Raw genomic sequence first — 10,038 nt, 5'->3', positions numbered from 1 at the left:
CGCAAGCCTCACATCGCAAACGAAAGGTGCAACTGTAGTGCTAGGGCGAATGCCAGGCGCTTGTCAGACGGCGCTCAGAACCAGTCGTCCTCCTCTTCCTCATAGTAGCCGGTGTAGTCGTCGTAATATCCGCCGAGATAATCGCCATACCCGGCCCCGTATCCGTAACCGGCGCCATATCCGTAGCCTGCGCCATAACCATACTCATCGTCATAGAACTGGGCCGAGGCCGGTGCTGCGAACAGCAGAGCTGCAACGGCCGCTGCACTCGCCGTGAGTGCTCGCCAGGATCGGGTCGTCATGGTCGTCTCCACATTTTTGAGGACAAACAACCTCGAATGCGCACCACACCATGGATCCACTGACCGCATGAGATGCGGCACGTCCTGCTTCGAGGCTGGACCGCTAACCAGGCGATTGGCGCTCTGTTCCGGCAGGAACTCAGGAACGATCTAGCGGCGTACAGGAAATCCGCGACTCTGCTTACTTGGACGTGGAAAGTGAACTGGCCGGCCCTGAAGCGATCGATCTTTTCTGCTCAGCCGAAACCGGTGCGTCTCTGAGGCATTGGCTTCAGAGACTCAATCGAACAGCCGGGCCGACAATGGTGGCGCGGCATACCATGGAGGAGAATCGTGTTCGATCCGACAATGCTATTGGGGCTTTCTGTGGCATTGGTGCTGCTTCTGGCTGCCAGTGACAGGCCGAGCCTACGGAGCCGGGCCCGCAGGCCTGTCGCGGTGCGGGTTAGAGCACAAGCGGGGCGACAGGCCCAGGGGCGCAGCACCGACTAAGGCTCGCATTCGCGCATCAAGGGCAGAAGGCGAGCGAGCCTCCGGCACGTCCCCAGGCCCGCCGTGGGACAAGTGCCGTACGACTTTCCCTGTGCATCGCGACACCGGCAGTTCGGCTCTGCCGAACATCTTTTCCCAATCGGTCCGACCTGTCTGTCCAAGTGAGAAACATGCCGAGACGCAATTTTGAGAATAACCACGGCCGCATTGGACTGTGGGCGATGGGTGCACTGGCCGGCAGCGCGCTCGCCACGGGTCTTCAGACCTTGGCTGCCGAGCGGATCCATCCCCCCACCGGCTCTTTCGTCCCGACGCGGAGTGGCTGGCTGCGGATCCGCGAGGCCGGGCGGGGGCAGCCTGTCGTTCTGCTCCATGGGGCGGGCGGGCTGCTCGATGATTTCGTCGTTGCGGGGGTGTTCGACGCCCTGTCCGCATCTCACCGCGTCATCTCGATCGACAGGCCCGGATACGGCTACAGCAGCCAGCCGCTGCGGGACCTCAAAACTCCGGAGGATCAGGCCGGATGGCTCGACGACCTGCTGAATGAACTCGGCATCGAGCAGCCGATCCTGGTCGGGCACTCCTGGGGGACGCTCGTCGCCCTGTCCCATGCCCTGACCTTCCCGGGAAAGGCGGCGGGCCTGTTGCTGGTCTCCGGCTTCTATTACGCGGTCGAACGGCCGCTGGCCCAAGTCGTCGCCGTTGCCGCCACGCCGGGGATGGGTTTTCTTCTCCGCCACACGGTATTGCCTCCGCTGACCCGGCTGATTGCCCCTGGCGTGATCCGGTTCCTGTTTGCGCCCAGTCCCGTTTCGGAGCGATTCAAGGCTTTCCCGGTGTCACTCTGCTGCCGCCCCGGTCATCGCAGGGCGGCAGCCCTCGATATGGAATACCTCGACGCCACAGCGGATACCCTGTCTCCGCATTACCACCAGGTGAACACTCCAACCGTCCTGATCACTGGTATGGGCGACAAGATCGTCGATCCCGAGCGCCAGACCCGGCGGCTTTGGCAGGACCTGCCGAATGCCGCACTCGTCGAGCTGCCTGGCGTCGGGCACATGGCCCATCATGTTTGCCCAAAGGCCGTCATTGATGCGGTCAGGCGGCTCGCGAGCAGGCCGGAGATGGTCGCCCCAGGCATGGAGCCAGACAGGCCGTCACTGCTTGCCGAGTCAACCGGAGGTCCGCCCGGGACCAGTGTGGCCATTCATTCCTGACCAGGACGCGAGAATCGCCGAGCGTCCCTGTTCCCGCCGCAGCCTGCTCGCTGAATCTGCTCCTGGCCACCCAAGGTCATCCGGTTGCGATCAGATGGAAAAAGCTTCCCGTCGTTTGTCCGATCCTGTGGCCAGCCGTTCCCAGATCGGTGCCTTCAGCGTCGGCGATTGCGGCAAAGGCTGCTTCGCGGCTTTCGTCGCTTCGTGTGACGGACGCATAGTGGAATTCGTGGCCGATGAGGCGCTGGCCGGCTTGTCCCAGTGACCCTTGATGGAGAAGGTGCGCCACCCTGTAGCCCAGGTGGATCTTGCGCTTGGCGTAGCTCGTGCTGACGGGGAGAAGAGCGGCCATGCGATGCACATGCCCATCCGCATCCTCCAGGGTCTCGCCCAGCACCATGTAGCCTCCGCACTCCCCGTGAACCGGACGGGTTTGCGCAAAGGCGCGCAAACCCTGCAGGAAGCGCTGTGCGCTGGCGATGCGGCCGGCGTGAAGCTCCGGGTATCCACCGGGGAGCCAGCAGACATCGCCATCCTGTGGCGGCGGCTCGTCCGCGAGCGGAGAGAAGGGCAGGATCTCCGCTCCCGCCGCCCGCCAGCTGGCGAGCAGGTGGGGATAGATGAAAGAGAAAGCCCGGTCCGATGCCAGAGCGATGCGCTGCCCGGGCGGCGGCAATGCGGTCCCCGCCGTAGCGGCGTCAGCTTGTGTCGGACGCCCCAGGGCAACCAGCTGGTCGATGTCGATGACTGCCTCGACGGCATCGGCAAGGCGTTCCAGCCGCTGGTCGAGTTCGTCGGTTTCTCCGGCCTGAACGAGACCGAGATGGCGCTCGGGCAGGGACAGGGCATCATTCCGCGTCAGGGCCCCGAGGACGGGCAGGCCGATCCGCGCCATGCCGTCCTCGACGAGCCTGCGGTGGCGCTCGCTCGCCACCTTGTTCAGCACCACGCCTGCGACCGTGATGCGTGGGTCGAAGCGGGCGCAGCCCAAGGCCACCGCGGCGGCCGATTGGGCATGGCCCGACACGTCGAGGATGAGTACGACCGGCCAGCCGAAGAGGGCGGCCATGTCGGCGCTCGCGCCGGTGCGGCCGGTTTCCTGGCGCACCCCGTCGAACAGGCCCATGGAGCCTTCGGCAATCACGATGTCCGCGTCGCCGGCAGTTTGAGCCACAAGCGCATTCAGGAGAGGCCGGCCCATCGCGAAGCTGTCGAAGTTGAAGCTCGGCGCGCCGGTCGCCGCCGCATGGAAGGCGGGGTCGATGTAGTCCGGTCCGCACTTGGCGCCGCGCACCCGCAGCCCGCGGCGGGCAAGCGCCCGCTGGAGGCCGAGCACGACGGTCGTCTTGCCGGAGCCGGACCTCGGAGCGGCGATCAGCAGGCCGGGAGCAGGGCTCATTGTGCGGCCTCGACGCCATAGTCCAGCAGGTGGTTGTGAATGGCGCTGCGAAACGTGGCGATGGCGCCGATGGCGATGATGGCAGGCGAGCGGATCACGCCTTCCTCCACCAGATGCGGCAACTGATCGAGAGAGGCCTCCAGGACATTCTCGCGGGCGGTGGTCACTCCATGCACGGCAAGGGCGGGAGTCGAGCCCGGCAACCCGCCCTCCATCAGCTCCGCAACGATGCCGGGCAGGTTCGAGACTGCCATGTAGAGCACGATGGGGGCGCCGGTGCGCGCCAAAGCCGCCCAATCGGCCTGCTGGTCGGGAGCCCTGTGTCCGGTGGCGAGGATCACGGCATGGTTCGTCGCGCGCATGGTCGCGGGAACGCCGTGAATGGCGAGCGAGGCCAGCCCGCTCGATACGCCGGGAACGATGCGGAACGGGATCCCGGCCTCGGCCAGGGCCAGCGTCTCTTCGCCTCCGCGCCCGAAGATGAAAGGGTCGCCCCCCTTGAGGCGCAGAACCCGGCGGCCTTCCCGCGCAAGGGCGATGAGGCGCTCGCAGATATCGCTCTGCGCGGCCGAAGGCTGGCCTCCGCGCTTTCCCGCATATTCGAGAACCGCATCCTTGCGCGTCATGGAGAGAATGCCCGGATCGACGAGGGCGTCGTGCACTAAGACGTCAGCGGCCTTCAGGGCGTTCAGGGCATGGATCGTGAGGAGGCCGGGATCGCCCGGACCTGCTCCCACGAGCCAGACCGTGCCGGGAAGGAAGGGAGGAGAAAGATCGGCAATGGATGTCATGCCTGCCTCCATGCATGACCGAGGACTATGAAATGGTTATATGACGACATGGGAAGGACAGGTGAGGGCGCATGGACGAGCTGAAACCCGCCGGACCGTTGCGCCGCGGCTGGACGACGGGTGCCTGCGCCACGGCGGCGGCGAAAGCGGCCTATCTGGGCTGGCGGACGGGTGATTTCCCCGATCCGGTGGAGATTGCTCTTCCCGGTGGAGCGCGGCCTGCCTTCTCCCTGGCTCTCGCCGAGGGGGGCGATGGCGGCGCGCGGACGGGCATCGTGAAGGACGCCGGCGACGATCCGGACGTGACTCATGGGGCGCTGGTGATCGCGGCCGTCCGCGCTGGCGCGCCGGGATCGGGCATCACGTTCCGGGCAGGCGAGGGCGTCGGCACCGTCACCAGGGCCGGATTGCCTCTGCCGCCCGGGGAGCCCGCCATCAATCCCGTGCCGCGCCGGATGATCCACGACAACCTTGAGGAGGCCGCCCAGAGCGTCGGCGGCCCCACGGATGTCGAGGTGGAAATCTCGATTCCCGGCGGCGAAGCGATCGCCAGCAGGACCCTGAACCCGCGCCTGGGCATCCTGGGCGGCTTGTCGATTCTCGGCACCACGGGCGTGGTGGTGCCCTATTCCTGCGCGGCCTGGATCCACAGCATCTATCGCGGCATCGATGTGGCGCGCGCTGGCGGCCTTGATCACGTGGCGGGAGCCACCGGCTCGACCTCCGAACAAGCCGTTCAGGCTCTGTACCGTCTGCCGGAGCAGGCGCTCATCGACATGGGCGATTTCGCCGGAGGCATGCTGAAATACCTGCGGCGCAACCCGGTGCCCAAGGTGACGGTCGCAGGCGGCTTCGCCAAGATGACCAAGCTTGGGCAGGGATTGCTCGATCTCCATTCGCGCTCCGGCGCAGTCGACCTCGACTGGCTCTCGATGCGTCTTGCGGAGGCGGGAGCCGAACCTTCCTTCGCAGAGGCGGCTCGCGACGCCAACACGGCCCTCGAGGTTCTGGAGACAGCCCGGCGTCTCGGTATCCCGCTGGGAGACGTGGTGGCGCAGCACGCGTGGAAGACCGCCGCCAAGGCTCTGAGCGGATCCGCCATCGCACTGGAAATCATCGTGTTCGACCGCAACGGCGCTCTCGTCGGCCGCATGCCGTTCCATCCGGTCACCTGAGGTCGCATGCATGATCAGCTGCCCTCGCGGGCACTGGGCCGGAAGCGCCGGTCATAACCGGTCGAATACAGGGCGCTGTCGCGGAAGTCCTTTGCCGCGAGCGTCTCGCCGATGAGGATCAGGGCGGTGCGCTCCAGCTTCTCGGCGCGCACCATGGCGGCCAGCGTGCCCAGCGTGCCCTTGATGACCCGCTCGTCCGGCCAGGATGCGCGCCAGACGACTGCGGCCGGACACTCCGCACCGTAGGACGGCAGCAACTCCTCGACGACCTTGTCGATCACATGGATCGAGAGATGAATGGCAAGCGTCGCCTTGGTCTGAGCGAAGGTGGAAAGCCGCTCCGTCTCCGGCATGGCGGAGGCCCGGCCCGATGTGCGGGTGAGGACTACCGACTGTCCGACTTCCGGCACCGTCAGCTCGCGCCCGAGCGCGGCGGCGGCGGCCGCAAAGGCGGGAACGCCGGGCGTGATCGTGTAGGGGATGCCGAGGGGTTCAAGTCGCCGGATCTGCTCGCCCATGGCGCTCCAGATCGAAAGGTCTCCGGAATGCAGTCGTGCGACGTCCTCGCCGCATTCATGGGCCCGCACGTATTCCGCGGTGATGGCATCGAGATCCAGGGGCGCCGTGTCGACGAGGCGCGCCCCAGGTGGGCACCAGGAAAGCATTTCGGGCGGAACGATCGAGCCCGCATAGAGGCAGACGGGGCAGCGCTCGACAAGCGTGCGCCCGCGCACGGTGATGAGGTCGGCGGCTCCGGGGCCTGCTCCGATGAAATGCACGGTCATGGATGTGTCTTCCGTCGCGCCAGGGCACAGGTGGCGGAGCCTGAGGCGATGCGCTCCAGGATGAGTTCCGATCGGGGTCCGGCTGCCGCGAGGGCCGCGGCCTCCGCGACCGAGCCGACACCATAGGCTGCGAGGGCGCGTGCGGATTGCGTGCCAACGCGTGGCGCAGCAGCTGTCAGGTCGGGTTCTGCAACGCTGGCCGTATCGACGGCAAGGCGGCGCGCCGCTTCCCTGAACGCGGGAAGCGCGGCAAGGGGCGCAACCGTTGCGAGCCGCTCCAGCGCGTCGCCCGTCAGGGCGGCACGGGCGATGGCCTGCTCCACGAGCGCCACGATCTCGTCTGCGGCGACGTTGCGCCTGAATCCCACACCGGCCACGATCATGCCTTCGTCACCACCCATTGCGTGACGGGCATCGCAGCCCGCCAGCCGTGCATGCCTCCGACGCGCTCCAGGCGCGAGAGCGCCAAGCGCCGCATCGCTCCGCCATGGCGGGCATGGAGCGAGCCCAGCAGGGTTTCGGTTTCCAAGGTCACCGCATTGATGACGAGGCGTCCGCCGGGCCTGAGCGCCGTCCAGGCGGCGTCGAATACGCCGGGCTCGGGCGCGCCGCCGCCGATGAACACCGCATCCGGCGCGGGCAGGCCGGCGAGCGCCTCGGGCGCGCGGCCGAACCGGACCTCGAGGGCCACCGCGCCGAGTTCGGCCGCATTGCGTCGCGCCCGCTCTGCCCTGTCGCCGCGCTCCTCGATCCCGATGCAGCGGTTCCGCGGGTGGCGCAGGCACCACTCGATGCCGACGGAGCCTGCACCCGCGCCGATGTCCCACAGCAGTTCGCCGGTCCTGGGGGCCAGCGCCGCCAGCGTCAGGGCACGCATTTCCGCCTTCGTGAGCTGGCCATCATTCTCGAACCAGGAATCGGGGAGGCCGGGGGCAAGGGTGACAACCCGGGCGTCATTCGCTGCCAAAACTTCCAGGGCCACCGTATTGAGCGGATCGATCTCCCCAATGTCGAAGGCGGCCGCGCTCGCGCGGCGGATGCGTTCGCGCGGTCCGCCCAATGCTTCGAGCACGGTGATCATCGAAGCCCCGAAGCCCCGCGCCTTCAGAAGGTCTGCGAGCCTGCCGGGTGTCGAGCCATCCCACGACAATGCGAGGAAGCGCGCATTCGGTTGAAGATGGGGAATGACGCGTTCCAGCGTCCGCCCATGAAGGCTCACGCAGTCGCAATCCGGCAGGGACCAGCCCATGCGGGCAGCGGCAAGGCTGAAGGCGGAGGGCTGCGGAAAGCAGACGATTTCATCGGCCGGAATCAGCCGGGCGAGTTCGCCGCCTACGCCATAGTGGAACGGATCGCCCGTCGCGAGCACGCAGGTCGGTTGGCCCCGGCGCGCCAGGACCATCGGATAGCCATCGGCAAAGGGGCTCGGCCAGGTCTGTGCGCGCGCAGCCAAGGGGGCAGCAAGGTCGAGGTGGCGTGCGCCTCCGATGACAAATTCCGCCTGGTCGAGAGCTGAGAGCGCCAGAGAGGAGAGGCCCGCGCGACCATCCTCGCCGATGCCGATGACGGTCAGCCAGGGGCGGCCCGGTGCCGTGCTCGACTTAAGGTCAGAATTCGAGGAAAAGGGGCTCATGCGCATTCTCGTTCTGGGCGGCACCACCGAAGCCTCCGCGCTCGCGGCGCGGCTTGCCGGTCGGTCCGAGTTCAGCCCCGTTCTCTCCATGGCCGGCCGCACCAGCGACCCGCGCCTCATGCCGATACCAACCCGCATCGGCGGCTTCGGCGGCGTGGAGGGTCTTGTCCGTTTCCTGCACGACGAGCGGGTCGAGGCGGTGGTCGATGCGACCCACCCCTTCGCCGCCATCATGTCCCGCAATGCTGCCGAGGCCTGTTCGAAGGCCGGTGTTCCGCTGCTTGCCCTTCGCCGTCCGCCCTGGGGCCCTCGCGAGGGCGACCGCTGGACCGAGGTGCCGTCCATGGACGCGGCCGTTCATGCTCTCGGGAAGGCGCCCCGCCGGGTCTTCCTCACGGTGGGCCGCCTTGAGCTCCCGCCCTTCGCCGCCGGGCCGCAGCATACCTATCTGGTCCGCACCATCGAGCCGGTTGGCGATGCGCTGCCCGTTCCGAACGTCGTTGCCATTCGCGACCGCGCCCCCTTCGACGAGGCTGCGGAGCGCGCGCTCATGGAACGGGAGCGCATCGAGGTGGTGGTGACGAAGAATTCCGGAGGGGCTGCCACCTATCCGAAGATTGCCGCCGCGCGCGCCCTGGGCCTGCCGGTCATCATCGTGGCGCGGCCTGGAAAGCCCGAAGGCGTCGAGGAGGTCACGACTGCCGAGGCGGCGCTCGACTGGCTCGAACGCCGTCACGGCCGCTCTCCGTAGAAGCGGGGCGTGTAGACCCAAGGCGCATCGCCCTCGGGTTTCTCGATGAGCCGGGTCGTGCTGGCGCCGATGATCACCACGGTGGACATATCGGCCAGGGAGGCCTCCACTTCGGCGAGCGGCAGGATCCTGATGCGCTCGTCGGGCCTTCCCACCGCACGGGCGAGAATGATCGGCGTGTCGGGGCTGCGCATCTCTGCGACGATCTTGAAGGCTGCGCCGAGCTGCCAAGGCCGGGCGGAGGAAATCGGGTTGTAGAGAGCCACCACGAAATCGGCGGCAACCGCCGCTCGCAGGCGCGCCTCCACGATATCCCAGGGCTTGAGATTGTCCGAGAGCGACATGGCGCAGAAGTCGCCGCCCAGGGGCGCGCCCACGCGGGCGGCGGCGGCGAGCATGGCCGTGATGCCGGGCTCCACGCGGATGTCGAGGCTGCGCCAGGCGGGGTCGCCGCTCTCAAGCGCCTCGAACACCGCCGCCGCCATGGCGAACACGCCGGGATCGCCGCCGGAGACCACGGCGACACGGCCTCCCTCCGCGGCAAGGCCGAGGGCAAGGCCCGCGCGGTCGAGCTCGACGCGGTTGTCTGAAGCATGGCGTCGCTGGCCGGGTCTTTCCGGTACGCGGTCGACATAGGGGCCATAACCCACGAGATCGGTGGCCGAGGCCAGCGCCTCGGAAGCCGCAGGAGTCAGCCAGCGCGGATCGCCGGGACCAAGGCCGATGATTATGAGGTGGCCCGTCATACGCGCCTCCCTTGGCCCGGTACGATGATGAGCGAGAAGTAGGGAGCTTCCCAATCATCCGGCAGCTCGGGTAGGGGAACGATCTGCTCTTCCGCCATGGTGGCGCGCTCCACATAGATGGCGCGTTCCAGAAGGCCCGCTGTTGCGAGCGCCGCACGCACCTTCGGCAGGTTGCGTCCGAGCTTCATCACCACGGCGGCATCCGTGCCGGAGAGCCGGCGCGTCAGCTCCGCCTCAGGCAGCGTTCCGGGGGTCACGGTCAGCACGTCGTCGCCCCAGGTGATCGGCGCGCCGGCTCGGGTCCAGGCTCCGGACATTCCGGAAACCGCCGGCACGACCTCGGTCGGCACCTTGTCCTTGAGCCGCCACCAGAGGTGCATGAAGGAGCCGTAGAAAAAGGGATCGCCCTCGCACAGGACGGCAACGGTTCGGCCCGCCTCGATCTCCAAGAGCAGCTGCGCCGCCGCCGCCTCGTAGAAGGGATTCAGGGCGGCGGCATAATCCGGATGATCGGCCGGGATTTCCGTCGTGACCGGATAGACGAGGGCGATCTCCCGCTCCGGGTCTCTGCCGACGACGGTGTCCGCAATGGTGCGGCCGTTGCCGCGCTTGCCGCGTTTGCAGAAATGAACGAGCCGGTCGGCCGTCTCCAGCACGTTGCGGGCACGCACCGTCATGTAATCCGGATTGCCGGGGCCGAGCCCCAGGCCGTAGAATCGGATCGTCCCTTGGGTCATGCCTGCC

Annotated in this window: 11 protein-coding genes; 3 read left to right on the top strand and 8 right to left on the bottom strand. The window is 67.5% G+C overall.

Annotated elements, in window-relative coordinates; genetic code table 11:
* Positions 1-74 precede the first annotated feature (74 nt).
* Positions 75-302 carry a hypothetical protein gene (locus tag LG661_RS19825; protein WP_230533673.1) on the bottom strand — a complete coding sequence of 76 codons (228 nt, stop codon included), beginning with the start codon at positions 300-302 and terminating at the stop codon, positions 75-77.
* Between the two features lie 662 nt (positions 303-964).
* On the opposite strand from LG661_RS19825, the gene LG661_RS19820 reads away from it, so the two are divergent.
* Positions 965-2,014, top strand: coding sequence for an alpha/beta fold hydrolase (locus LG661_RS19820; protein WP_230533672.1), 1,050 nt, complete (start codon positions 965-967; stop codon positions 2,012-2,014).
* 76 nt (positions 2,015-2,090) lie between these two features.
* Here the strand turns inward: LG661_RS19820 and LG661_RS19815 are convergent, their stop codons facing one another.
* Together LG661_RS19815 and cobA are read right to left on the bottom strand one after the other, a co-directional pair.
* On the bottom strand, positions 2,091-3,413 hold the full coding sequence (locus LG661_RS19815) for a cobyrinate a,c-diamide synthase (RefSeq protein WP_230533671.1): 1,323 nt from the start codon (positions 3,411-3,413) through the stop codon (positions 2,091-2,093).
* Entirely contained in the window at positions 3,410-4,204 is a 795-nt protein-coding gene (gene cobA / locus LG661_RS19810) for a uroporphyrinogen-III C-methyltransferase (protein WP_230533670.1), read from the bottom strand. The genes LG661_RS19815 and cobA overlap by 4 nt, the downstream gene beginning before the upstream one ends.
* A gap of 71 nt (positions 4,205-4,275) precedes the next feature.
* Here cobA and LG661_RS19805 point away from each other — a divergent pair, with 71 nt between their 5' ends.
* A complete protein-coding gene (locus LG661_RS19805) occupies positions 4,276-5,379 on the top strand; it encodes a cobalt-precorrin-5B (C(1))-methyltransferase (protein ID WP_230533669.1) in 1,104 nt (367 codons plus the stop codon).
* Positions 5,380-5,393: 14 nt separating this feature from the next.
* Here LG661_RS19805 and cobM read toward each other — a convergent pair whose 3' ends face one another.
* From cobM to cbiE, 3 genes are read right to left on the bottom strand one after another with little or no spacing between them, the layout of a single operon-like run.
* On the bottom strand, positions 5,394-6,164 hold the full coding sequence (gene cobM, locus LG661_RS19800) for a precorrin-4 C(11)-methyltransferase (RefSeq protein ID WP_230533667.1): 771 nt from the start codon (positions 6,162-6,164) through the stop codon (positions 5,394-5,396).
* A complete protein-coding gene (locus LG661_RS19795) occupies positions 6,161-6,547 on the bottom strand; it encodes a cobalamin biosynthesis protein (protein ID WP_230533666.1) in 387 nt (128 codons plus the stop codon). The genes cobM and LG661_RS19795 overlap by 4 nt, the downstream gene beginning before the upstream one ends.
* Positions 6,544-7,803, bottom strand: a complete 1,260-nt coding sequence (cbiE, locus tag LG661_RS19790) for a precorrin-6y C5,15-methyltransferase (decarboxylating) subunit CbiE (protein ID WP_407666756.1) — start codon at positions 7,801-7,803, stop codon at positions 6,544-6,546. Before cbiE ends, LG661_RS19795 begins: the two co-directional genes overlap by 4 nt.
* Here cbiE and LG661_RS19785 point away from each other — a divergent pair.
* Positions 7,796-8,548 (top strand): cobalt-precorrin-6A reductase, encoded by a 753-nt coding sequence (locus LG661_RS19785; protein WP_230533664.1) that lies wholly within the window; start codon positions 7,796-7,798, stop codon positions 8,546-8,548. The genes cbiE and LG661_RS19785 overlap by 8 nt on opposite strands.
* Here LG661_RS19785 and cobJ read toward each other — a convergent pair.
* Positions 8,530-9,294, bottom strand: coding sequence for a precorrin-3B C(17)-methyltransferase (gene cobJ / locus LG661_RS19780; protein ID WP_230533663.1), 765 nt, complete (start codon positions 9,292-9,294; stop codon positions 8,530-8,532). The genes LG661_RS19785 and cobJ overlap by 19 nt on opposite strands.
* Positions 9,291-10,031 carry a precorrin-2 C(20)-methyltransferase gene (locus LG661_RS19775; RefSeq protein ID WP_230533662.1) on the bottom strand — a complete coding sequence of 247 codons (741 nt, stop codon included), beginning with the start codon at positions 10,029-10,031 and terminating at the stop codon, positions 9,291-9,293. The genes cobJ and LG661_RS19775 overlap by 4 nt, the downstream gene beginning before the upstream one ends.
* Between the last annotated feature and the right edge of the window lie 7 nt (positions 10,032-10,038).

It is taken from the genome of Microvirga roseola (genome assembly GCF_020866965.1).
Taxonomy (GTDB): domain Bacteria; phylum Pseudomonadota; class Alphaproteobacteria; order Rhizobiales; family Beijerinckiaceae; genus Microvirga; species Microvirga roseola.
Note: the sequence above shows the minus strand (reverse complement) of the source record. Positions and strands in the feature narration are given on the sequence as shown.

Bases quoted from the DNA above. Each gene is read 5' to 3' on its own strand.
- LG661_RS19795 (WP_230533666.1), bottom strand. From the start codon at position 6,547: ATGATCGTGGCCGGTGTGGGATTCAGGCGCAACGTCGCCGCAGACGAG.
- cbiE (WP_407666756.1), bottom strand. From the start codon at position 7,803: ATGCGCATGAGCCCCTTTTCCTCGAATTCTGACCTTAAGTCGAGCACG.
- cobM (WP_230533667.1), bottom strand. From the start codon at position 6,164: ATGACCGTGCATTTCATCGGAGCAGGCCCCGGAGCCGCCGACCTCATC.
- LG661_RS19820 (WP_230533672.1), top strand. From the start codon at position 965: ATGCCGAGACGCAATTTTGAGAATAACCACGGCCGCATTGGACTGTGG.
- LG661_RS19815 (WP_230533671.1), bottom strand. From the start codon at position 3,413: ATGAGCCCTGCTCCCGGCCTGCTGATCGCCGCTCCGAGGTCCGGCTCC.
- cobJ (WP_230533663.1), bottom strand. From the start codon at position 9,294: ATGACGGGCCACCTCATAATCATCGGCCTTGGTCCCGGCGATCCGCGC.
- LG661_RS19785 (WP_230533664.1), top strand. From the start codon at position 7,796: ATGCGCATTCTCGTTCTGGGCGGCACCACCGAAGCCTCCGCGCTCGCG.
- LG661_RS19825 (WP_230533673.1), bottom strand. From the start codon at position 302: ATGACGACCCGATCCTGGCGAGCACTCACGGCGAGTGCAGCGGCCGTT.
- cobA (WP_230533670.1), bottom strand. From the start codon at position 4,204: ATGACATCCATTGCCGATCTTTCTCCTCCCTTCCTTCCCGGCACGGTC.
- LG661_RS19775 (WP_230533662.1), bottom strand. From the start codon at position 10,031: ATGACCCAAGGGACGATCCGATTCTACGGCCTGGGGCTCGGCCCCGGC.
- LG661_RS19805 (WP_230533669.1), top strand. From the start codon at position 4,276: ATGGACGAGCTGAAACCCGCCGGACCGTTGCGCCGCGGCTGGACGACG.